We start from the raw sequence: 21,281 nt of genomic DNA on the forward strand, positions 1-21,281 counted from the left end.
GTCACCCCTTCGCGATCAGGCCGGACAGCGCCTGCGCGCCGGCCCGCAGCGCCGCCAGATTGCCCGGCTCGAAGGTCCAGTGCCCCGCCCCGCTGACGACGGCCAGTTCCGCGCCCGGCCAGTGCGCGGCCAGCTCCACGGCCTGATCCGCCGTGCAGACCATATCGAAGCGGCCATGCACGATGCGGCACGGCAAATGCGCGATGCGCGCGACGCCCGGCAACAGCGGCGTCGGCGGCAACTCGTTCGCCATGTAGTGACGCTCGAGCAGCGCCATCGAGACGGCGGCGGCGTTCGCCTCGGCGCTCGGGCGCTTGTCCTGGTCGGCGGGTTCCGTCGCCGGCTTGTTGACCACGGAAAGCGTCGTCTCGTACAGCGTCCACGCGCGCGCCAGCTTCGCGCCGGCTTCGTCGAAACGCGCGAGCGGCGCTTCGGTCATCGTCAGGATGTCCTGCCCGCTGGCCGGGCGCTTGCCGCACGCCGCCTCGATCGCATCGAGAAACGCGCGATGCGCCTCCGGAAACACGCGGCGCACGTCCCACAGAAACCAGTCGATGTCCTCACGGCGCGCGAGAAACACGCCGCGAAGCAGAAAGCCGGTGCATCGCTCCGGATGCGCGACGCCGTACGCGAGCCCGAGCGTCGTGCCCCACGAGCCCCCGAAGATCGCCCATCGCTCGATGCCGAGCGCGACGCGCAGCTTTTCCATGTCGCCGACGAGCGCGTCGATGCCGTTGTGCTCGAGCCTGCCGAAAGGCTTCGATTTGCCGCAGCCGCGCTGGTCGAAGAAAACGACGCGCCACGCTTCGCGCTCGAGCGCTTCGGCCCACTTCACGTTCATCGCGCCGCCGGGGCCGCCGTGCACGACCAGCATCGCGGGCGCGTCGTGCGGGCCTTGCGCGCGCCAGTAGATCGAGTGTCCATCGCCTACGTCGAGCATGCCTTCGTCGAATGTCACCGGCTGTTGATCCATCGCGCGTGTTCTCCTTGAATGTCGCTCGCCGCCATTGTTGCATCGCCCGGTGGCCGGCGCATGAAAGCTCCCGAAGACCGATACGCTATGCTTGCGGCTTGCCCGCCACTCATCCTTGACTCTCATTCCGCCAAGCCCGATGCGCCGCACACTCGTCAAGTGGCTGTTCGCCACCTACCTGCTCGGCAGCGGCACCGTCTGGTCGATCCTGATCCTGCCGCTCTTTCCGTTCGTCGGCCGCAATGGCCGTTACTGGCTCGCGAAGCTCTGGTGCCGCGCGATGGTCGCGATGATGCGCGTCATCGCCGGCGTGACGACCTCGGTCGCAGGGCTGGAGCATCTGCCGGACGGGCCGTTCATCATCCTGAGCCGCCACGAATCGACGTGGGAGACGCTCGCGTTCATGGCGCTGTTCCCGCGCCGCATCAGCTTCGTGTTCAAGCGCGAGTTGATGAACATTCCGTTCTTCGGCTGGGTGCTGCGCGGGCTCGACATGGTGCATCTGGATCGCGGCTCGATCCGCCAGGCGCATCAGGCGGTCACGCGCGAATGCGCGGCGCGGCTCAAGAAGGGCGATGCCGTCGTCATCTTTCCCGAAGGCACGCGCGTCGCCCACGATGCGCCGCTCAAGCTCGCCTCGGGCGGCGTGCGGCTCGCCTGCGCGACGAAAGTGCCGGTGGTGCCGGTCGTCCATGATGCAGGGAAGGTATGGCCCGCGAAGGGCTGGCCGGACCACGGCGGGCATATCCGCGTGATCGTCACGCCGGCGCTGCCGCTCGAATGCGATGTCCCGCAGGAATTGAACCGGCTCGCGCAGGCGCAGATGGACGACGCGCTCGCCGAACTGCGCTGACGCGACGCGTCAGTACAACGGCCGCTTCTTGGCCGCGCACAGCCGGTTGACCGCCGCGACCAGCGTTTCGAAGTCCACCGGCTTGCGCAGATACCCGTCGTAGCTGACGAACGCGGGCGGATTCGGATGCCCCGAGATCATCAAAAAAGGAATGTGCGCGAGCGCCGCGTCGTTTTTCATCGTCTGGCAAAGAAGCGCGCCGCCGAGCCCCGGCATCACCCAGTCCGACACGACGATATCCACTCGCTGCTCGCCCAGTATCGACAACGCTCCGTTGCCGTCCGCCGCGCTCAGAACGGCGCAGTCCTCGCCTTGCATGCAGAGGGACCAGGCTTCGATAGTGGCGGGGTCGTCGTCGACGAGGAGTACGGTCTTCATCATGAAAGCGGGGCGGGCGCGGTTGGGAGCGGGCAAATACGGCGGCAACGTGCGGTGTGACCGCCAACGGCTCCTTTCGTTGCCGATCGCGTCCTTTCGCTGTCTTTCGTCATAGTATTGTGTTCACGCCAAACGTGCGCGGTAAATGCTGCTTGAGCAAGCCGCGGGCCGCGCACGGGCGTCGGTCAATTGCGCGCGCGGGGCGCTTACTTCGTCGCCGCACGGGAGCGGCCCGCTTCGCGGATCGCATCGACGAGCGATTCCTCGACGGGCGTGCGCGCCGCGTCGTTGCGCCGGATCAGGCCGATGGGTTCGTCGGTGCCGGCGAAGGGCATCGGCAGCGCGGTCAGCAGCCCGAGCGCGATATCGTGCTCGACCGCGCCGGCGGGCACGAACCAGACCGCGTCGTTATGAAGCGCGAGCGAGCGCCCGAGCGATACCGACAACGTTTCGACCAGCGCCGACAGCGCATGCGCGCCGAACGCGGTCAGCACGCTTTCGGCGGACTGTCGGATCAGCGTGCCGAACGGCGGCACGACAATGGCGAAGCGCGCGAGCAGCGCGGGCGTGAGCGGCGTTTCGAACGCGAGCGGGTGATCGCGGCGCACGACGACCGCGAGCGGCTCGCGATAGATTTGCTCGAAAGAAAGCCCGTGCATCGCCTCCGGCTCGGACAGCCGCCCGACGACCAGATCGACGTCGCCCGCCTTGAGCTTTTCCAGCAGCGACGCGTTCGAATCGGTCGCGACGCTCAGCGAAATCGCGGGCCACTGCTGCCGGAACGCAGCGAACGCGGGCGGCAGCAGCGCATTGGCGACGGTCGGCAGCACGCCGATGGATACTGCGCCCGGCATGTCGCCGCGCTCTCGCAGCAACATGTCGACGCCTTCGCGCAGCGCCGCCACGCACGCGCTCGCATGTGGCGCGAAGAGCCTTCCTTCTCGCGTCGGAACCGCGCCGCGCCGCCCACGCTCGAACAGGCGCACGCCTAGAATGGATTCGAGCTCTCCGATCGTCTTCGATACCGCCGGCTGCGTGATCGACAGGCTATCCGCCGCGCGTTGCACGCTGCCGAGCTGCGTGACCGCGAGAAAGCACTGCAGATGACGGAACTTGACGCGCGTATTCGTGAAGTCGGTATCCATGACAAGCCGTTATGTATTGACGCACAAAACATCATTTTCCATAACTCGATGCGTTCGATAAAGTAGCCGCCAGAAATATCCTATTCACGTCACAACATCAGGAGACAGTGACATGACGTCCCCCATCCTCACGCCGCGCGACTGGGCCTCGCACCCGCCGTATCTGTCGCCGGGCTACCGGTCGTCGGTTTCGCGCAGCCCGTCGCTGCCGCTGATCCCGCTGAAGGAAAACCTGCGCAATCGCCGCGTGCCCGTCTACGGCGCGGACGACCTCGGCGCGCTCGACAACGACCTTACGCGCAACGCCGCGAAGAACGGCGAGCCGCTCGGCGAGCGCATCATCGTGACGGGCCGCGTGCTCGACGAGGGCGGACGTCCGGTGCGCAATACGCTCGTGGAGGTCTGGCAGGCGAACGCCGCCGGGCGCTACGTTCACAAGGCCGACCAGCACGACGCGCCGCTCGATCCGAACTTCCTCGGCGCGGGCCGCTGCCTGACCGATAACGAAGGCCGCTATCGCTTCATGACGATCAAGCCGGGCGCGTATCCGTGGGGCAATCATCCGAACGCGTGGCGTCCGAACCATATCCACTTCTCGCTGTTTGGCGAGTATTTCGGCTCGCGTCTCGTGACGCAAATGTACTTCCCCGGCGATCCGCTGCTCGAACTCGATCCGATCTATCAGGGCATTCCCGAGCACGCGCGCCAGCGGCTCGTGTCGCGTTTCTCGATCGATACGACGCAGGAAAACTACGCGCTAGGCTACGAATTCGACATCGTGCTGCGCGGCCCGGACCAGACCCCGACGGAGTGAAGACATGACGACCCTCAAGCAAACGCCCTCGCAGACCGTCGGCCCGTACTTCGCCTACGGCCTGGTGCCGGAGCAGTACAACTTCGATCTGAAAAGCCTGTTCACGGCATCCGCGGCGGATCGCGAAGTGCCGGGCGAGCACATCTCCATCGTCGGCAATGTGTACGACGCGGAAGGCAAGCCGGTCGGCGACGCGCTGATCGAAGTCATGCAGGCCGACGCGAGCGGCCGCTACGTGCAGAGCCCCGAAGAAGCACGCGAGACGGGGTTTCGCGGCTTTGCGCGCGTGGGCACCGGCACCGATCCGAAGCTGCGCTTCGTCGTCGATACGGTGAAGCCCGGCAAGACCGATGACGATTCCGCGCCGCATCTGGACATCATCGTGCTGATGCGCGGCATGCTGCTGCACGCCTACACGCGCCTCTATTTCGACGACGAAACCGAAGCCAACGCGAAGGACACCGTGCTGCAAAGCGTGCCCGCCGAACGCCGTGACACGCTGATCGCGAAGCGCGAGGCGCATACCGGCGCGACGGTGTATCGCTTCGACATTCATCTGCGCGGGCCGAACGAGACCGTGTTCTTCGATCTCTGAGCCTGATCGCCTAATCGCGACGAACGTAGGCGTCCGGCACTGCGCTATAGTGTCGGACGCCTTTCGTTTTTATCGCAATCCCGTTATGACCGACGCCGTCAATCCCAGCCCGCTCTATGTCAAGCTCATTGCCGAAACCGCGCAGATCGGCTGGTCCGAACTCGAGCGTTTCTTCGCGAAGGGCGTGCTGATCTGGGTAAAGGGCGATCTCGATCTGGTGAGCGTGGCCGAAGCCGTCGCCAGCGACGACACGAAGCAGGTCACGCAATGGCTGTCCGCAGGTCTCATCGAACGCGTGCAGGCCGATACCGCCGCCGATCTCGCGGCGCGCGACCCGGAGTTGTGGGCGGTCGTGGTGTCGCCGTGGGTGTGCGTGCAGGAACGCGGCAACGCGTCGAGCGCAAACTAGAGCGCGGTCAAGTCCGAATCAGGCACGCACCCAGTCGGTCCACAACACGACGAGTATCGTCATTAGCGCCGGGCCGATGAAAAGCCCGATCAGCCCGAACGTCTCCGCGCCGCCTAGAATCCCGAACAGCACGAGCAGAAACGGCAGGCGCGTCGAGCCGCCGATCAGCGCCGGCCGCGCGAAGTGCTCGGCCACGAACGCCACGACCAATCCGAAGACCGCGACGCCCACGGCCGCCGCCATCGAGCCGTTCGCCAGCAGCCATAGCGCGGAGCCGAGAAAGACGATCGGCGCGCAGAACGGCAGCATCGCCGCGACGGCCGTCAGCATGCCAAGCAGCGTCGCGTGCGGCACGCCGGTCACCGCATAGGCAATGCCGAGCAGCGCGCCCTCCCCCAGTCCCACGACCACCAGCCCCACGACGGTGCTGCGCACGGCATCCGCCATGCGCTGCAGCAGCGCCGCGCCATCCACGCCGAACGCGCGGCTCGATCCCGCAAGCATCTGCCGGCCGAGCTTCGCGCCCGCCTGAAAGATGAAGAAGAGCGTCATCAGCATGAAGCCGAACGTGACGAAGCCATGCACGACGCGCCCGCCGAAATGCCGCGTCATCGCGACGAACGTGCCTCCATGCAGGCCCTTCACGGCGGGCGACGACTCGAGCGGCGTCGCGAGATTGTCGTGCCACCAGCGCGCGGCCTGTTGCGAGCCCATCGGCAGATGATCGATGAACGCGGGCACCGGAATGCCGGTTCTCAGCACGTCGTGAAACCAGCGCATGGTGTCGTGCGCTTCATCGAGCGTCTGGGCCGCGACGACGCCAAACGGCACGACGAATAGCAAGCCAGTTGCAAGCGTGAGCAGGACGGCGAGCAGCGTATGCCGCTGCCTGAAGACAGGCCGGCGCTCGAGCCATCCAAACGCGGGCCACAGCGCGATGGCGATCACCACGGCCCACACGACAGCCGGGATGAACGTGCGCGCCGTATAAAGCGCGATGAGCACGAGGACCGCATAGAGCGCCGCCGATGCCGCGCGCTGGAGCTTGCGGGAGCGATCGGTCGCGTCGGTTGCGGCCTCACTGCGCGATGGAATCGCCATGAAAGGGAGCCTCTGAGGGAATCGACTGAAAGCGAAGCGTTAGAGCCGCCTGCATTGTAAGCGCACGATTCATTCCACTTCGCACTCGCAATCGTTGCACCGTTCTTTACAACGGGACGGTTGGTCGTCCCTATAATCGCGAGTCGGGCATCAACGCAAGGAATCCTCGAATGTTGGGCAAAGGCATGGTGGCAATTGGAGCATGCACGTCGATCGTACTGCTGGCAGGCTGTTCGACGAAACTCAACCGGTCGGACGAAGAGACGCTGAACGCGCAATACGGCATCACGATGCAGACGGTCAAAGGCGGCGTGGAGATGCGCCTGCCCGAGGTCGCGCTGTTCGAAAGCGACGACGCGAGCATCCGCCATGGCAGCCTGCCCGCGCTGGACCGCGCCGCGACGATATTGAAACGCAGCATGCGGCCAGTGCTGATTGAAGGCCATACGGACAACGACGGCCCGCTCGCCTATAACCAGGCCTTGTCGGAGGCGCGCGCCGAAGCGGTCGCGCGCGCGTTGATTGCGCGCGGCGTGCCGGCCGAGCGCCTGACGACGAAGGGCATGGCCTATCTGCGGCCCATCGCCAGCAACGACACGCCGCAAGGACGCGCGGCGAATCGGCGCGTCGAGATTCTCGTTCGCGCCGAAAGCGCGGACACGCTGCTCGGTCCCGCGCCGAAGAAGAAGCGCTAGCTGCCTTCCGTTTCGAGCACGAGCAATTGCGATCCGTCGGTGACCTGATCGCCGACGTCGAAGAGAATTTCGCCGATCCTGCCCGTGGCCGGCGCGACGATCGTATGCTCCATCTTCATCGCTTCCATCACGATCAGCGGCGCGCCCTTTTCCACCGATACGCCCGGCTGCACGAGGACCGCGATAACCTTGCCGGGCATCGGCGCGGTCAGTCGCCCTTCGTGTTCGGCGTCGCCTGCATGAGCCATCAGGTTCTGCCATTCGAACGCGAATGCGGCGCCTTCCAGAAACACGTGGAAGACATCACCGTCGGTGAAGACGTGGCCTTTGACGAGCGCATCGTCGAGTTGAACGCTAAAGGCCGTTTCCCCGCGATGCGACCAGTCGAAGCGCGCGCTTTGCCCGTCCAGTTGCAGACGCTTCTCGCCGTTCTTCGTGAAGACGGCCTTCAATGGCTCATCGGCGTCGAGCGCACGCCAGTGCAAATCCTGGCTGTAACCGCCCGACATGCGCCAGTGCGAAAGCGCATCCCACGGCGAACGGCCATGCGCCTCGCCGCCCTCGCGCGTGAGCAGGGCCGCGCATGCAAGCGCCAACGCCTTCTCGCGCGATACCGATGAAGGCGCGAAGAGCGCATCGTGATGACGCTCGATCAGGCCCGTGTCGAGATCGGCTTGCGAGAACGGCTCGCTTCTAACGATGCGCTGCAGGAACTCTACGTTCGTATGCAGTCCGACGATCTCGCATTGCGCGAGCGCACGGGCCATGCGAGCGAGCGCATCGCGGCGATCGCGTCCGTGCACGATCAGCTTCGCGATCATCGGATCGTAGAACGGCGTGATCGCATCCCCTTCGCGCACGCCGCTATCGATGCGGACGTCACCGTCGATCGTGAATTCGACTGCATGCGGCAACGCCAGATGCTTGAGCGTGCCCGTCGACGGCAAAAAGCCGCGCGATGGGTTCTCGGCGTACACACGGGCTTCGATCGCGTGGCCGTCCACACGCAATTCGTGCTGTTGCAAAGGCAAAGGCTCGCCCGCCGCGACGCGCAATTGCCATTCGACCAGATCCAGCCCGGTCACCATTTCGGTCACAGGATGCTCGACCTGCAGCCGCGTGTTCATCTCCATGAAGTAGAACTGGCCGTCCTGCGTCATGATGAATTCGACCGTGCCCGCGCCGACGTAATCCACCGCACGCGCGGCGGCAACGGCGGCTTCGCCCATCGCGCGGCGCGTTTCATCGCTGAGACCCGGTGCCGGCGCTTCTTCAAGCACCTTCTGATGGCGGCGCTGCACGGAGCAATCGCGATCGAACAGATAGACCGCGTTACCGTGCTTGTCCGAGAACACCTGCACTTCGACGTGCCTCGGCCGCAGCAAGTACTTCTCGATCAACACGCGATCGTTGCCGAAGCTCGACGCCGCCTCGCGCTTGCATGACGCCAGCGCCTGCGCGAAGTCCTCGCTCTTCTCCACGACGCGCATGCCCTTTCCGCCGCCGCCCGCGCTCGCCTTCAGAAGCACCGGATAGCCGATGGCGTCCGCTTCGCGCTGAAGCAGGTCGGGAGACTGATCGTCGCCGTGATAGCCGGGCACGAGCGGCACCGATGCCGATTGCATCAGCGCCTTCGCCGCCGCCTTGGAACCCATTGCGCGGATCGCTTCGACGGGCGGCCCGATGAACACGAGCCCCGCCTCTTCACATGCGTTGGCAAATGCTTCGTTTTCCGATAGAAATCCATAGCCGGGGTGAACGGCTTGCGCACCAGTCTTCTTCGCCGCCTCGACGATGCGTTCTATACGCAGGTAACTTTCCGACGCCGCCGATCCGCCGACATGCACCGCCTCGTCGCAGACATCGACATGCTTCGACTTCGCATCCGCGTCCGAATACACGGCGACGCTTCCGACGTTCAGGCGTTTGGCGGTCGCCGCCACGCGGCATGCGATTTCGCCGCGGTTCGCTATGAGTATTTTGTTGAACATGGCCTTACATCCTGAAGACGCCGAAGCGTGTTTCCTCGACAGGCGCGTTCATCGTCGCTGCCAGCCCGAGGCCCAAGACATCGCGTGTCTGCGCGGGATCGATCACGCCGTCGTCCCACAGGCGCGCGCTTGCATAGTAGGGATGCCCCTGTACCTCGTATTGATCCCGAATCGGCGCCTTGAACGCTTCCTCGTCTTCCTTCGACCACGTGCCGCCTTTCTTCTCGATGCCATCGCGCCGCACCGTCGCGAGCACGGACGCGGCCTGTTCGCCGCCCATCACCGAGATGCGCGCGTTGGGCCACATCCACAGAAAGCGCGGCGAATACGCGCGGCCGCACATGCCGTAATTGCCCGCGCCGAACGACCCGCCGATGATGACCGTGAACTTCGGCACCTTGGCCGTCGCCACCGCGGTGACCATCTTCGCGCCATTGCGCGCGATGCCTTCGTTCTCGTATTTGCGGCCCACCATGAAGCCCGTGATGTTCTGCAGAAACACGAGCGGAACCTTGCGTTGCGCGCAAAGTTCGATGAAGTGCGCGCCCTTCAACGCCGACTCGCTGAACAAGATGCCGTTGTTCGCGACGATGCCGACCGGATGCCCCCAGATATGCGCGAAGCCGCAAACGAGCGTGGCGCCGTAGCGCGCTTTGAATTCATCGAAGGCGGAGTCGTCGACGATACGCGCGATCACTTCGCGCACATCGAAAGGCTTTCGCGTATCGACGGGAATCACGCCGTACACGCTCTGCGGGTCGTAGCGCGGCGGCAGCGGCTCTTTCAATGCAAGCGGCGCCTGCTTCACGCGATTCAGGTTGCCGACGATGCTGCGCGCGATGCCGAGCGCGTGCGCGTCGTTCTGCGCGAGATGATCGACGACGCCCGACAGGCGCGTATGCACATCGCCGCCGCCGAGGTCTTCGGCGCTGACTTCTTCGCCCGTCGCGGCTTTCACCAGAGGCGGGCCGCCTAAAAAAATCGTGCCTTGATTCTTCACGATGATCGATTCATCGCTCATGGCCGGCACATACGCGCCGCCCGCCGTGCACGATCCCATCACCACCGCGATCTGCGCGATGCCCTGCGCCGACATGTTCGCCTGGTTGTAGAAGATGCGGCCGAAGTGATCGCGGTCGGGGAAGACATCGTCCTGATTCGGCAGATTCGCGCCGCCGGAATCGACGAGATACACGCATGGCAAGCGGTTCTGCTCGGCGATTTCCTGCGCCCGCAGATGCTTCTTCACCGTGACCGGATAGTACGTGCCGCCCTTGACAGTGGCGTCGTTGCAGACGATCACGCACTCCTGCCCCGCAATGCGGCCGATGCCGGTGATGATGCCCGCGCCCGGTGCTTCGTCGTTATACATGCCGTATGCAGCAAGCTGCGACAGTTCGAGGAACGGCGTGCCCGGATCGAGCAATTGCGCGATGCGATCGCGCGGCAAGAGCTTGTTGCGCGACAGATGCTTGTCGCGCGCCGCCTGCCCGCCGCCTTCCGCGATCTTCGCGACCTTCTCCTTCAAATCCGCGACGAGCGCATCGAGCGCCGCCGCGTTCGTGCGGAAATCTTCGCTGCGCGGATTCAGTTTCGATTCGATGATCGCCATATCGCTCCTCAGGCCGTCTCGGCGAACAATTCACGGCCAATCAACATGCGGCGAATTTCGCTCGTGCCCGCGCCGATTTCATAGAGCTTGGCATCGCGCCACAGACGGCCAACCGGATACTCGTTGATGTAACCGTTGCCGCCGAGAATTTGAATCGCTTCGCCGGCCATCCACGTGGCTTTTTCGGCGGTATAGAGAATGACACCCGCGCAGTCCTTGCGCACGCGACGCACGTGGTCGCTGCCGATCGTATCGAGCTGGCGGCCGACAGCGTAGAGGTATGCGCGGCATGCTTGCAGCGTCGAGTACATGTCGGCGACCTTGCCCTGAATGAGCTGGAACTCGCCGATCGACTGCCCGAACTGCTTGCGATCGTGGATATAAGGCACGACAGCATCCATGCACGCGAGCATGATGCCGGTCGGTCCGCCCGCGAGCACGGCGCGTTCGTAGTCGAGGCCGCTCATCAGCACTTTCGCGCCGCCGTTCAATGCGCCGAGGATGTTTTCCTTCGGCACTTCGACGTTCTCGAACACGAGTTCGCCGGTATGCGAGCCGCGCATGCCGAGCTTGTCGAGCTTCTGCGCGACAGAGAAGCCCTTCATGCCCTTCTCGACGATGAACGCGGTAATGCCCTTCGCGCCCGCTTCGATATTGGTCTTCGCATAGACGACGAGCGTGTCGCAGTCCGGGCCGTTGGTGATCCACATTTTCGTGCCGTTGAGCACGTAGTGATCGCCCTTTTCTTCGGCGCGCAGCTTCATGCTGACCACATCGGATCCCGCGTTCGGCTCGCTCATCGCGAGTGCGCCGACGTGTTCGCCGGACACCAGTTTCGGCAGATACTTTCGCTTTTGCGCTTCGGTCCCGTTGCGATGAATCTGGTTGACGCACAGATTCGAATGCGCGCCATACGACAGCCCGACCGACGCCGATGCCCGCGAGATTTCCTCCATCGCGATCATATGTGCGGTGTAACCCATGTTCGCGCCGCCGTATTCTTCGGAGACGGTCATGCCGAGCACGCCGAGGTCGCCGAACTTCTTCCAGAGGTCCATTGGGAACTGATCGGTGCGATCGATTTCGCCGGCGCGCGGCGCGATTTCCTTCGAGGCGAAGTTGGCGAGCGAATCGCGCAACATGTCGATGTCTTCGCCCAACGCGAAGTCCAGGCCGGGTACGGTGCTCATGGGGTGTCTCCTCCAGATGCGAATGTTTTCGGCGCGCCCATAAATGAGTATGGCTCACACTGGCCGCTCAGCCGCGAATTGGACCAATTTCACGCTCAAATTGGCTAGCCGTCAATAGGTTTTTGAGCTACGCTCACATTTACTCCGCTTTTTGCTTCCGAGCGACGTCCATGTCAACTCATTCGACCGCCACTGGCCGCCGCACGCCCGCCGGCGTGAAATCCCAGCAGCGTGTGCGCGACATCCTGCAAGCCGGCCGCGACGTTTTCGCCGAAAAAGGCTACGACGCGGCGACGACCGCTGAAATCGCGCAGCGCGCGGGCATATCGGAAGCGACGGTGTTCAGCTATTTCAGCGGCAAGCGCGAGCTGTGCGCGCGCGTGATTGCGGACTGGTACGACGAAATCATCGATGCGTTCGAAAGCGGTTTGCCGCGCGAAGGCTCGGTGCGGCAGCAGTTCGCGTTCATCGTGAGGACGCATTTGCGGCTGATGCTCGTGAACGGCACGGGACTGTGCTCGCTGGTGCTGTCAGAGGGGCGCACGAAGCAGCACGATCTGTCGGACACGCTGACGGAATTGCAGCGCCGTTACACCGCGCCGCTGATGGAGGTGCTTGCGCGCGGACAATCGCTGGGCCACGTGCGCGGCGACGTGCCACTGCGGCTGTTGCGCTCACTGGTGTTCGGGCCGATGGAACACGTGCTGTGGGATGCGACGCTTGCGAAGCGCCGGCTGAGTCAGGCTCAAATCGATACGACCGCGGATGAACTCATCGACGTGCTATGGGCCGCGTTGCAGCCTGCCGATGCGGAACTGGCCGCGCTGGTGCAGTTCCGGCAGGATGTGGAGGATGCGTCGCGGCGGTTCGAGAGGCGGGGAAAGCCCCCCGCTACCTGACAAACCGCCTCATCACCCGCGCGATCCTCGGCACGGTCGTCGGCCGCAGCAACCGCGCGTCATACCCGCCCATGCGCCGATCGTTCTCGCCGAGACATAAATCGATCAGCGCCCCGACCGACACTTCCCCCGCCACCGAATCCCCGACGTTTGCCGGAAAATTCGCATCCTGCGCCGCGCCGCTCTTGTCGAACCCGCGCGCAAGCGATATCCGGTCGCGAATCAGCGCAAGCCAGACGCCCGCGGTCTTCAGCATGAACCCCGGCTTGCGATACCACGGCAAGCTGCGCCGATACCACGCCACCCAGTTCGCGAAGAACAGAATGTGCCGTGCTTCCTCCTGAATCACCGGCTCGAACGTTTCAACGAGGGCTTCAGGAAAATAGCCGGACCGGCGCGCCGCCTCGAACAAGCCGAACGCGAAGAAACTGTCGATGCACTCGCTGTATCCCGTCAGCATCCACGCACGCAAGGCATCATCGGGGGCGGGATACGGCGGCTCGGGCGCGAGCGCGATGCCATACGCTTCCACCAGCTTCGACAGCACGATCTTGTGCCGCGCCTCCTCGCCGCCGTTCATCTGCAAAGCCTCGCGCAGAAGCGGATCGGCGACGCTCGCCGCATACGTCGCGACGCGAACCGACGCGCGCCCTTCCGTCTGCACGGCGATGTCCCAGATCGGCAGCGACGTCACACGCCTGAGCGCAGCGGGCTCCAGTTCTGGCCAGTCGATGACGGCGGGCTTATAAGGATTGTGCGTCGTCAGCAGCATTTCGCAGAACATGCGCTTGTGCTGCTCGGACCCGACCGGTATCGCGCCTTCCGGCCGATAGGTCCAGTTGCGCATCGCATGATCTGCTTCGACTGGAGTGAGCGTGTCGGACATGTTCGAATAGTAGGCGGCTATTGGGAACGACCTGCGAATTCTGGCACACAGGGCGCTCCAACGCAGCAAACGCACGCCTGCCCTCAATGCGAAATCGTCTCCAGCGCGATGTCGCGCGTACGCGGTCCCATCAGGCCGATCGCCGCCATCACGATCATCATCGCGCCCGCGATCAGCACGAACACGCCGGTCGTGCCGAAGCCCTTCAACACGCCCGCGATGACGAACGACGTGAAGATCGCCGAGAACCGGCTCCACGAATAAACGAAGCCGACGGCGCGCGCCCGGATGCTCGTCGGGAACAACTCGGCCTGGTACGCGTGAAAACTGTAGGACATGATGTTCGCCGAAAGCGTGAGGCCCACGCCCATCGCGATCAAAAACGCCGCATCCGACGACTGGCTGAACAGCAGTCCGCACACGATATTGGCCGCGGCCATCGTGACGATCGCCGTCTTGCGCTCGATCCTGTCGGCAATCGCGAGACCGATGATCGGCCCGATCGGCGCGGCAATCGCGATGATGCTCGAATACATCAGGCTCGACGTCACCGTCACGCCCTGCTTGACCAGCAGCGTCGGCACCCAGTTTGCAAAGCCGTAGAAGCCGACGGTCTGAAATACGTTGAAGATGATCATCATCGTGGCGCGCTTGCCATAGGGCGGCCGCCACATGCCCGCGAACGAGCCGGCGTCGCGCGCACCGGACACCGGCTCGGGCGCGGCAGGCAACGGCAACGGCTTGCCGTAGTCACGCTGCACTTTGGCTTCGAGCACGGACATCACGCGGTCGGCTTCATCGAGCCGGCCCTTTTGCGCGAGCCAGCGCGGACTCTCTGGCAGACTGCGGCGAATCCACCAGACGAAGAGCGCCCCGTGCGCGCCGATCACGACGACCCAGCGCCAGCCGTCGATGCCGAACGGCGCACGCGGCACCAGCAGATACGCGAGAAACGCGACCACCGGCACCGCCATGAAGCCGATCGCCTGCTCGCAAGCGAACGCGCGCCCGCGGATGTGCTTCGGCGCGAGTTCGGAGATGTACGTGCCGATCGTCACCAGTTCCACACCGATGCCGATGCCCGCCACGAAGCGCCAGAAATTGAGGCCCGTGGCGGTGTCCTGGAACGCCATCACGAGATTCGCGGCGGTGTACCAGAGCAGCGACCACGTGAAAATCGCGCGCCGGCCGAACCGGTCGGCCAGAAATCCGCACGCGACGGTGCCGATGAACAGCCCCGCAAACAACGATGCGATAAAGCTCGCCACGCCCGTCGTGCCGAAGAAGCCGGGCGTCGCGGGCGTCAGGATGCCGCTTCTCACGAGGCCCGGCGCGACGTAACCTGAATAAAGCAGGTCGTATAGCTCGAAAAAGAAGCCGAGACTCAGCATGCCGATGAGCTTCCATATGCTGCGCGTCGCGGGCAGGCGGTCAAGTCGCGCTGAAATCAGCCCGGCGGAAAGCGCGGGCGTGGCGGCATCGGCGGTTGCGCGGCGTGCGGCGGCCGCGGTCGTTTGGGTCATCGGTGTCGTCTCCTGTCGGCGAGCGCGTGCTGCCGCGCATCGTCCTGGTCCGTGCAAAGTGAATGTCGCATGGCGCTGCTTTCCGCAGCATCCGGCGTCCAGCGCAAGTGTTCGGCTTCTTGCGCGCGAAACGCAGGGGCGCATTCTAACCGTCTGGTTAATTGCCGATGAGCAACGATAACGAACGACCCCGTGCTCCATATCCGCGAAAGCGTGCATCTCGGACCCGTCACCCGCTGAAGATCGGCGCAGAATTAGGAACGAAACACTTGTGTTTAAACGAAGAAATGTTCTAAAGCACCGCTATCGGTGCTTTCACTAGGTCCCGTACTATTTTGGCTTGGTAACCTTCTGCCGATTCTGCGCGGACACGATCCGCCGAATGCCCGCCGTCCGGCGCTCCCGAGCGATCAAGACCGATCCGCACCGGCGCCGGCCGCACACGGAATGAGACCTTTCGGGCTGAACCGACCATCCTTTGGAGTTAACAAGTGAAGAAACTGCTTGCCGCCTTGTCGATGTCCCTTCTCGCCGCCACGTCGTTCACCGCCGTCACGGCGCACGCCAAGGACTATTCGACGATCCGCTTCGGCGTCGACGCAAGCTATCCCCCGTTTGAATCGAAGGGTTCGGATGGCAAGCTGGTCGGTTTCGACATCGATCTCGGCAATGAAATCTGTACGCGCCTGAAGGCGAAGTGCGTATGGGTCGAGAACGACTTCGACGGCATGATCCCCGCGCTGAAGGCGAAGAAGTTCGACGGCGTTCTCTCGTCGATGTCGATGACCCCGCAACGCGCCGAGCAGATCGCTTTCTCGAGCAAGCTCTTCAACACGCCGACGCGCCTCGTCGCAAAGAAAGGCAGCAACATCCTGCCGACGGCTGAAAGCCTGAAGGGCAAGAACGTGGGCGTCGAACAGGGCACCATCCAGGAAACCTACGCGAAGACCTACTGGGCGCCGAAGGGCGTGACCGTCACGCCGTATCAGAACCAGGATCAGGTCTACGCCGACCTGACCTCGGGCCGTCTCGATGCCGCGTTGCAAGACGCGGTGCAGGCCGAGCTCGGCTTCCTGAAGACGCCGCGCGGCGCCGGCTATGACTTCGCGGGCAAGGATCTCGTCGATGCGAAGATCCTCGGCAACGGCGCGGGCATCGGTCTGCGCAAGGAAGACACCGACCTGAAGGCAAAGATCGACAAGGCCATCGCCGACATCATCAAGGACGGCACCTACAAGAAGATCGAGAAGAAGTACTTCGACTTCGACGTGTACGGCGGCTAAGAGCTTCTTACACAGCTTGTCGACGGGCTCCGCGCTTCACTGCGCGGAGCCCGTTTCGTTTTGTAAGCCGGCGCACGCCGCGCGAGCGCCCGCCTCCCGCGCTGCCGATTTCGGCTAAGATCGAACGTCTGAAGCAGCGCCGGCGGACAGAGACACCTCGGCGCGGGATTCGTCCGGTTCAGCAACCCACAGAGGCAAGACCTCGCGCACTCGCGTGCGCGCGAACACTATGCAGACTAGAACTCATCAACTGATTTCGCCGACGCTCGGCACCTCCCGCAGCATCACGAGTTTTCATTACGGCCCGGGCGGCGGACAAAAAATCTATATCCAGTCGTCGCTGCATGCGGATGAACTGCCGGGCATGCTCGTCGCGTGGAAGCTGCGCCGCCAGCTTGCCGCACTCGAAGCCGCCGGCAAGCTGCGCGGCGAAGTGGTGATCGTGCCGGTGCCGAATCCGATCGGCCTGAGCCAGTTTTTGCACGGCAATCTGCTCGGCCGCTTCGAGAGCAATAGCGGCCACAACTTCAACCGCAATTTCCACGATCTCGCCGCGCTGATCGCCCCGCGCATCGAAGCGCGCCTGTCGAACGACGCCGACGCGAACCGCCTCGCCGTGCGCGCCGCGATGAAGGAAGCGCTCGACGAGCAAACGCCGCGCACCGAGCTGGAATCGCAACGCCTCGCGCTGCAGAAGCTCTCGTATGACGCCGATGTCGTGCTCGATCTGCACTGCGACCTCGACGCCGCGCTGCACCTGTACACCAACCCGGACATTTGGGACGAAGTGGAGCCGCTCGCGCGCTATCTCGATGCGAAGGCGTCGCTGCTTGCGCTGAATTCGGTCGGCAATCCGTTCGACGAGATTCACAGCTTCTGCTGGTCGGACCTGCGTGCGCGTTACGGCGAACGCTTCCCGATCCCGAACGGCGGCATTTCGGTGACGGTCGAACTGCGCAGCCAGCACGACGTATCGCACGAACTCGGCGACAAGGACGCGCAGGCCATCGTCAACTACATGATCCACCGCGGCATGATCGATGCGCCCGCCGTCGAGCCGCCGCCGCTCGCGTACCCGGCGACGCCGCTTGCGGGCGCCGAGCCGATCGTCGCGCCCGTGTCCGGCGTGCTCGTGTTCCGCGCGCAAGTGGGCGCATACGTCGATGCGGGCGAAGCCATCGCCGATGTCATCGATCCGATCACCGACACCGTCACCACGCTCAAGTGCACGACGTCCGGCGTGATGTATGCCCGGCAGATCATGCGTTTCGCGTCGGCGGGGCTGGAAGTCGCGCGCATCGCGGGGGCGAAGGCTTATCGCACGGGCTCGCTGCTGTCCGCGTAAAGCGGCGTCAGAAGCCCACGAGACCGCACTGGGCGGCGGCGACACGCCAGCCGCCGGCGGTCTCGCCCCACGTTCGCGTGTAGCGCAGGCTGCCCGCGAACGGCGCACCGGCGAAGGTGCCGGACAGCGCCACGCGCGTCACCGTCACCGCGAACGCGCCATACACGCGAATGCTCTGCTCCTCCACATCGAGCCTGTCGATGCGCTGCATGCCATAGCGATGGCCGTTCAGGTCATCGGCCTTGGTCCACACCTTGCCGGTCGCATCGACGAAGCTGAGGTCGTCGGCCAATAGCGCATCGAGCGCCTTCACATCCGACGACAACATCGCCTGCCTGAGCTGCTCTTCCAGTTCGCGGATACCTTTTTCGTCCATGATCTCGCTCGCGGTGATCGAACCGCCAGCATACCCGCGCGCGCGTGCGCACCAGTCGAGTGCGCTTCGTCAGCCCCGTTGCACACGCGATACAGCCAACGCCGTCGATCGCGCTGTCACATTTCTTTCTTCAGCGGCCGCTACATTTGCGCCCGTCGCCGCCACGCGCCATTCAGAGCGCGACGCGCCGCCGACGCGCGCTGTTTCATCACTGCCGCCGCTCTCGTAGCTGCCGCAGGATTGCGCAGCGCGACTACACACCGCGAACCAACTCACGGAGCTTGTTTTGAAGAAGAATCTTTTGGCAGCCGCCGCGCTCGCCGCATTCGCCTGCATCGCGACGTCCGCTCATGCTCAAAGCAGCGTGACGCTGTACGGCATCATCGACGCCGGTATCAGCTACGCCAACAACAGCGCGACGCGCACCGGCAGCGATCATCTGTTCAAGTACGACGACGGCGTGGCCCAGGCCAGCCGCTGGGGCCTGCGCGGCGCGGAAGATCTGGGCGGCGGCCTGAAGGCGATTTTCGTGCTGGAGAACGGCTTCAACAGCGGCACCGGCGCACTCGGTCAGGGCGGCGCGGAATTCGGCCGTCAGGCGTATGTCGGCATTTCAAAGAACGATGTCGGCTCGGTTACCTTCGGCCGTCAATACTCGTTCTCGACCGATTATCTCGGCTCGGCCTATTCGATCGGCGGCCAGACCGTCGCGGGCAACTACGCGTATCACATCAACGACGTCGATCAGCTCACCTCGAGCCGCATCAATAACGCGGTCAAGTTCAGCAGCGCGAGCTTCTACGGCGTGACCTTCGGCGCAATGTACGGCTTCTCGAATCAGGCGGGCGCATTCGCCGGCGCGCCGAACACGACCGTCGGCACCACGACGGTCGCGGGTTCGTCGCGTGCATACAGCTTCGGGCTGAACTACAAGGCGGGTCCGTTCGGCATCGGCGCGGCCTATACGGACATCCGCTTCCCCGGCGCGTCGACGCCCGCGTTCAGCACGACGATTGCGAACATCGCGACGGGCGGCGCGAAGGATCTGCGCACGTTCGGCGTCGGGGCGAACTATGCCTTCGGCGCAGCGACGGTGTTCGGCCTGTGGACCAACACGCGCTTCGAACCGGTCGCGGGCAACAGCTCGAAGTTCAACGCGTACGAAATCGGCGGCAAGTATGCGGTCACGCCGGCGTTCACGGCGGGCCTCGGCTACACGTACATGAACCTGTCGGATGCGTTCCAGGGCCACTGGCATCAGATCGATGCAAGCGCGGATTACGCGCTCAGCAAGCGCACCGATGTCTATGCGCTCGCGATCTACCAGAAGGCGTCGGGCGCGAATCGCGGCGTCGAGAACCAGGCGCAGATCGGCTCCGCTTCGAGCTACTTCGGCACGTCGGGCGCGGGTGAAAACAACCAGCTCGCGTTCCGCATCGGCGTGCGTCACAAGTTCTGATCGCGCGTTGAACCACGCATGAAAAACGGGCCGCGCATGCGGCCCGTTCTCGTTCAGGCGCGCTTCACTTGCCCTTCTTGCCGCCGGTTTCCGCCTTGTACTGCGCGAGCCGCTCGTTCATCATCTTGCGAATCGCGCGGCCGATCTGCATGTAATCGCTCTCGTTGAGATTGGCGAGCGACACGCGCCCCGACGGATGCTGCGTGCCGAAGCCCCGCCCCGGCAGCAGCACGACACGCGCTTCCTTCGCGAGCCTGAACAGCATTTCGGATGGCTGAGTATTGTTCAACATCCACTCGACATACTCGCGGCCATGCATGCGCTCGCCGATGTATTCGGCATCGAGAATGGTGTAGTAATCGACGAGGTTTTTGTCGTCGTCGTCGAGCGGAATACCGAGCTCACGATACAGCGCCTGCTTGCGGTTGTGGATGAGACGCTTCAGCGCGTTCTTGTACGCGTCGGGCGTGTCCATCAGCGCGAAAAGCGAGAACAGCACCATCTGCACTTGCTGCGGCGTCGACAGACCCGCCGTGTGATTCAGCGCGACGGTGCGGCTGTCCGCCACCAAACGGTCGATGAACTTGAGCTTGTCAGGCTCCGTCGTAATCGATTCATAGCGTTCGTGGAGGATCGCTTTCTGCTCGTCGGGCAGCGCGGCGAGTTGCTCGTCGAAGATGTTCTCCTGATGCGTCGCAATGGTGCCGAGCCGCCAGCCCGTCGCGCCGAAATACTTGGAATACGAATACACGAGAATGGTGTTCTTCGGGCACAGCGCGAAGAGCGAGACGAAGTCATCGGCGAAGGTGCCGTACACGTCGTCGGTCAGGAGAATGAGATCGGGCCTTTCCTTGACGATCTCCGCGATATACGCGAGGCTTTCGTCGTCCATCTTCACGGAAGGCGGATTGCTCGGGTTCACGAGAAAGAACGCCTTGATCTTCGGATCGCGCAGCTTGTCCAGTTCTTCTTTCGAGTATTGCCAGCCTTGCTCGACCACTGCGTTGAGGTTCACCACTTCCAGCTTGTAGTCGTTCAGACGCGGAATCTCAATGTACGGCGTGAAGATCGGCACGCCGAGCGCGATGGTATCGCCCGGCTTGATGAGGAAATTCTCGCGCATCGTGTTGAAGATATACGTCATCGCCGCCGTGCCGCCTTCGACCGCGAAGATGTCGAAATCCCCGACGAACGGATGCTTGCCGATCATCTCACGCCGCAGATACTGCCCGACGATTACTTCGGACAGCTTGAGCATCCGGTCGGGCACCGGATAATTCGATGCCAGGATGCCTTCGCACATCTCATAGAGAAAGTCGCCCGCGTTCAGGCCGAGCTGATCGCGCACATACGAAACGGCGCCGAACAGGAAATCGATACCGGGCGTGCCCTTGTTCTCGCGCGCAAAAATTTCGAAGCGCTCTTCCAGCCCATCGTGCTTCGGAAAACCGCCGATGCCTTCGGGCATGTAGGCGAACGAGCGCTCCGACTCGCGCATCGCGAAGAGGCCGAGTTGCCAGAATCCGTGACGCGGGATCGTCGCGAGGAAATTCGGATTGCCGCGCCCTGCATTGAGCATGGCGACATTGGCCGGGCGTTCCACGACGCCGCCGCCTGCCGCCTTGATGAGTTCGTCCTTGAGTTCAAACGGGCTGAGCGAGGCCATCGCGGCGCGATTGTCGGAACCGGACTTAGAGGACTTTGACATCCAACACCCCCACAATTGAGCAATCAAACGGGAAGAAAACACGAGA

At 63.8% G+C, this 21,281-nt stretch carries 20 protein-coding genes; 9 read left to right on the top strand and 11 right to left on the bottom strand.

Features of this window, described 5'->3' with window-relative positions; all coding sequences use genetic code 11:
* Window position 1: 1 nt before the first annotated feature.
* Complete coding sequence (gene pip / locus LDZ21_RS17955; protein WP_244795114.1) at window positions 2-973, bottom strand: prolyl aminopeptidase; 972 nt, start codon at window positions 971-973, stop codon at window positions 2-4.
* Between the two features lie 139 nt (window positions 974-1,112).
* Here pip and LDZ21_RS17960 point away from each other — a divergent pair, with 139 nt between their 5' ends.
* Window positions 1,113-1,826 carry a lysophospholipid acyltransferase family protein gene (locus LDZ21_RS17960; RefSeq protein WP_244795115.1) on the top strand — a complete coding sequence of 238 codons (714 nt, stop codon included), beginning with the start codon at window positions 1,113-1,115 and terminating at the stop codon, window positions 1,824-1,826.
* A gap of 9 nt (window positions 1,827-1,835) precedes the next feature.
* Here LDZ21_RS17960 and LDZ21_RS17965 read toward each other — a convergent pair whose 3' ends face one another.
* The gene (locus LDZ21_RS17965; protein WP_244795116.1) at window positions 1,836-2,207 is read right to left on the bottom strand and encodes a response regulator; all 372 of its coding nucleotides are present in this window, start codon (window positions 2,205-2,207) and stop codon (window positions 1,836-1,838) included.
* A gap of 203 nt (window positions 2,208-2,410) precedes the next feature.
* A complete protein-coding gene (gene pcaQ / locus LDZ21_RS17970) occupies window positions 2,411-3,349 on the bottom strand; it encodes a pca operon transcription factor PcaQ (protein ID WP_244795117.1) in 939 nt (312 codons plus the stop codon).
* 112 nt (window positions 3,350-3,461) lie between these two features.
* Between pcaQ and pcaH the strand changes: the two genes are divergently transcribed.
* From pcaH to LDZ21_RS17985, 3 genes are all read left to right on the top strand, one after another.
* Window positions 3,462-4,163, top strand: coding sequence for a protocatechuate 3,4-dioxygenase subunit beta (gene pcaH / locus LDZ21_RS17975; protein ID WP_244795118.1), 702 nt, complete (start codon window positions 3,462-3,464; stop codon window positions 4,161-4,163).
* A 4-nt stretch (window positions 4,164-4,167) separates the two neighbouring features.
* Complete coding sequence (pcaG, locus tag LDZ21_RS17980; RefSeq protein ID WP_244795119.1) at window positions 4,168-4,758, top strand: protocatechuate 3,4-dioxygenase subunit alpha; 591 nt, start codon at window positions 4,168-4,170, stop codon at window positions 4,756-4,758.
* 85 nt (window positions 4,759-4,843) lie between these two features.
* Window positions 4,844-5,167, top strand: coding sequence for a DUF2288 domain-containing protein (locus LDZ21_RS17985; RefSeq protein WP_244795120.1), 324 nt, complete (start codon window positions 4,844-4,846; stop codon window positions 5,165-5,167).
* An 18-nt stretch (window positions 5,168-5,185) separates the two neighbouring features.
* On the opposite strand, the gene LDZ21_RS17990 is transcribed toward LDZ21_RS17985, so the two are convergent.
* Window positions 5,186-6,268, bottom strand: coding sequence for an AI-2E family transporter (locus LDZ21_RS17990; protein WP_244795121.1), 1,083 nt, complete (start codon window positions 6,266-6,268; stop codon window positions 5,186-5,188).
* Between the two features lie 170 nt (window positions 6,269-6,438).
* Here LDZ21_RS17990 and LDZ21_RS17995 point away from each other — a divergent pair, with 170 nt between their 5' ends.
* Window positions 6,439-6,963: an OmpA family protein gene (locus LDZ21_RS17995; protein WP_244795122.1), complete on the top strand. Its 525-nt coding sequence runs from the start codon at window positions 6,439-6,441 to the stop codon at window positions 6,961-6,963.
* Here the strand turns inward: LDZ21_RS17995 and LDZ21_RS18000 are convergent.
* The 3 genes from LDZ21_RS18000 to LDZ21_RS18010 are packed head-to-tail and all read right to left on the bottom strand — an operon-like array spanning window position 6,960 to window position 11,756.
* Entirely contained in the window at window positions 6,960-8,954 is a 1,995-nt protein-coding gene (locus LDZ21_RS18000; RefSeq protein ID WP_244795123.1) for an acetyl/propionyl/methylcrotonyl-CoA carboxylase subunit alpha, read from the bottom strand. The genes LDZ21_RS17995 and LDZ21_RS18000 overlap by 4 nt on opposite strands.
* 4 nt (window positions 8,955-8,958) lie before the next feature.
* Window positions 8,959-10,566 (bottom strand): carboxyl transferase domain-containing protein, encoded by a 1,608-nt coding sequence (locus tag LDZ21_RS18005; RefSeq protein ID WP_244795124.1) that lies wholly within the window; start codon window positions 10,564-10,566, stop codon window positions 8,959-8,961.
* An 8-nt stretch (window positions 10,567-10,574) separates the two neighbouring features.
* A complete protein-coding gene (locus LDZ21_RS18010) occupies window positions 10,575-11,756 on the bottom strand; it encodes an isovaleryl-CoA dehydrogenase (protein WP_244795125.1) in 1,182 nt (393 codons plus the stop codon).
* Window positions 11,757-11,926: 170 nt separating this feature from the next.
* Here LDZ21_RS18010 and LDZ21_RS18015 point away from each other — a divergent pair, with 170 nt between their 5' ends.
* The gene (locus LDZ21_RS18015; protein ID WP_244795126.1) at window positions 11,927-12,655 is read left to right on the top strand and encodes a TetR/AcrR family transcriptional regulator; all 729 of its coding nucleotides are present in this window, start codon (window positions 11,927-11,929) and stop codon (window positions 12,653-12,655) included.
* Here LDZ21_RS18015 and LDZ21_RS18020 read toward each other — a convergent pair.
* Both LDZ21_RS18020 and LDZ21_RS18025 read right to left on the bottom strand, forming a co-directional pair.
* Window positions 12,648-13,541 carry a ferritin-like domain-containing protein gene (locus LDZ21_RS18020; RefSeq protein ID WP_244795127.1) on the bottom strand — a complete coding sequence of 298 codons (894 nt, stop codon included), beginning with the start codon at window positions 13,539-13,541 and terminating at the stop codon, window positions 12,648-12,650. The genes LDZ21_RS18015 and LDZ21_RS18020 overlap by 8 nt on opposite strands.
* Window positions 13,542-13,624: 83 nt before the next feature.
* Window positions 13,625-15,064 carry an MFS transporter gene (locus tag LDZ21_RS18025; RefSeq protein WP_244795128.1) on the bottom strand — a complete coding sequence of 480 codons (1,440 nt, stop codon included), beginning with the start codon at window positions 15,062-15,064 and terminating at the stop codon, window positions 13,625-13,627.
* A 491-nt stretch (window positions 15,065-15,555) separates the two neighbouring features.
* Here LDZ21_RS18025 and LDZ21_RS18030 point away from each other — a divergent pair, with 491 nt between their 5' ends.
* Both LDZ21_RS18030 and LDZ21_RS18035 read left to right on the top strand, forming a co-directional pair.
* The gene (locus LDZ21_RS18030) at window positions 15,556-16,347 is read left to right on the top strand and encodes an ABC transporter substrate-binding protein (RefSeq protein ID WP_244795129.1); all 792 of its coding nucleotides are present in this window, start codon (window positions 15,556-15,558) and stop codon (window positions 16,345-16,347) included.
* 229 nt (window positions 16,348-16,576) lie between these two features.
* Entirely contained in the window at window positions 16,577-17,692 is a 1,116-nt protein-coding gene (locus tag LDZ21_RS18035; RefSeq protein ID WP_244795130.1) for a succinylglutamate desuccinylase/aspartoacylase family protein, read from the top strand.
* Between the two features lie 7 nt (window positions 17,693-17,699).
* Here LDZ21_RS18035 and LDZ21_RS18040 read toward each other — a convergent pair whose 3' ends face one another.
* Complete coding sequence (locus LDZ21_RS18040) at window positions 17,700-18,068, bottom strand: nuclear transport factor 2 family protein (protein ID WP_035968920.1); 369 nt, start codon at window positions 18,066-18,068, stop codon at window positions 17,700-17,702.
* 286 nt (window positions 18,069-18,354) lie between these two features.
* On the opposite strand from LDZ21_RS18040, the gene LDZ21_RS18045 reads away from it, so the two are divergent.
* Entirely contained in the window at window positions 18,355-19,527 is a 1,173-nt protein-coding gene (locus tag LDZ21_RS18045; RefSeq protein ID WP_244795131.1) for a porin, read from the top strand.
* A 64-nt stretch (window positions 19,528-19,591) separates the two neighbouring features.
* On the opposite strand, the gene LDZ21_RS18050 is transcribed toward LDZ21_RS18045, so the two are convergent.
* Entirely contained in the window at window positions 19,592-21,235 is a 1,644-nt protein-coding gene (locus LDZ21_RS18050) for a bifunctional aspartate transaminase/aspartate 4-decarboxylase (protein ID WP_244795132.1), read from the bottom strand.
* Between the last annotated feature and the right edge of the window lie 46 nt (window positions 21,236-21,281).

It is taken from the genome of Caballeronia grimmiae (genome assembly GCF_022879615.1).
Lineage (GTDB): Bacteria > Pseudomonadota > Gammaproteobacteria > Burkholderiales > Burkholderiaceae > Caballeronia > Caballeronia grimmiae.

What these genes read in the sequence shown, in the direction of transcription:
- LDZ21_RS18005 (WP_244795124.1), bottom strand. Translation starts at nt 10,566, where the DNA reads ATGGCGATCATCGAATCGAAACTGAATCCGCGCAGCGAAGATTTCCGC.
- LDZ21_RS18035 (WP_244795130.1), top strand. Translation starts at nt 16,577, where the DNA reads ATGCAGACTAGAACTCATCAACTGATTTCGCCGACGCTCGGCACCTCC.
- LDZ21_RS17960 (WP_244795115.1), top strand. Translation starts at nt 1,113, where the DNA reads ATGCGCCGCACACTCGTCAAGTGGCTGTTCGCCACCTACCTGCTCGGC.
- LDZ21_RS18040 (WP_035968920.1), bottom strand. Translation starts at nt 18,068, where the DNA reads ATGGACGAAAAAGGTATCCGCGAACTGGAAGAGCAGCTCAGGCAGGCG.
- LDZ21_RS18000 (WP_244795123.1), bottom strand. Translation starts at nt 8,954, where the DNA reads ATGTTCAACAAAATACTCATAGCGAACCGCGGCGAAATCGCATGCCGC.
- pcaG (WP_244795119.1), top strand. Translation starts at nt 4,168, where the DNA reads ATGACGACCCTCAAGCAAACGCCCTCGCAGACCGTCGGCCCGTACTTC.
- pcaQ (WP_244795117.1), bottom strand. Translation starts at nt 3,349, where the DNA reads ATGGATACCGACTTCACGAATACGCGCGTCAAGTTCCGTCATCTGCAG.
- LDZ21_RS18010 (WP_244795125.1), bottom strand. Translation starts at nt 11,756, where the DNA reads ATGAGCACCGTACCCGGCCTGGACTTCGCGTTGGGCGAAGACATCGAC.
- pcaH (WP_244795118.1), top strand. Translation starts at nt 3,462, where the DNA reads ATGACGTCCCCCATCCTCACGCCGCGCGACTGGGCCTCGCACCCGCCG.
- LDZ21_RS18015 (WP_244795126.1), top strand. Translation starts at nt 11,927, where the DNA reads ATGTCAACTCATTCGACCGCCACTGGCCGCCGCACGCCCGCCGGCGTG.
- LDZ21_RS17990 (WP_244795121.1), bottom strand. Translation starts at nt 6,268, where the DNA reads ATGGCGATTCCATCGCGCAGTGAGGCCGCAACCGACGCGACCGATCGC.
- pip (WP_244795114.1), bottom strand. Translation starts at nt 973, where the DNA reads ATGGATCAACAGCCGGTGACATTCGACGAAGGCATGCTCGACGTAGGC.
- LDZ21_RS18025 (WP_244795128.1), bottom strand. Translation starts at nt 15,064, where the DNA reads ATGACCCAAACGACCGCGGCCGCCGCACGCCGCGCAACCGCCGATGCC.
- LDZ21_RS17995 (WP_244795122.1), top strand. Translation starts at nt 6,439, where the DNA reads ATGTTGGGCAAAGGCATGGTGGCAATTGGAGCATGCACGTCGATCGTA.
- LDZ21_RS17985 (WP_244795120.1), top strand. Translation starts at nt 4,844, where the DNA reads ATGACCGACGCCGTCAATCCCAGCCCGCTCTATGTCAAGCTCATTGCC.
- LDZ21_RS18050 (WP_244795132.1), bottom strand. Translation starts at nt 21,235, where the DNA reads ATGTCAAAGTCCTCTAAGTCCGGTTCCGACAATCGCGCCGCGATGGCC.
- LDZ21_RS18020 (WP_244795127.1), bottom strand. Translation starts at nt 13,541, where the DNA reads ATGTCCGACACGCTCACTCCAGTCGAAGCAGATCATGCGATGCGCAAC.
- LDZ21_RS17965 (WP_244795116.1), bottom strand. Translation starts at nt 2,207, where the DNA reads ATGATGAAGACCGTACTCCTCGTCGACGACGACCCCGCCACTATCGAA.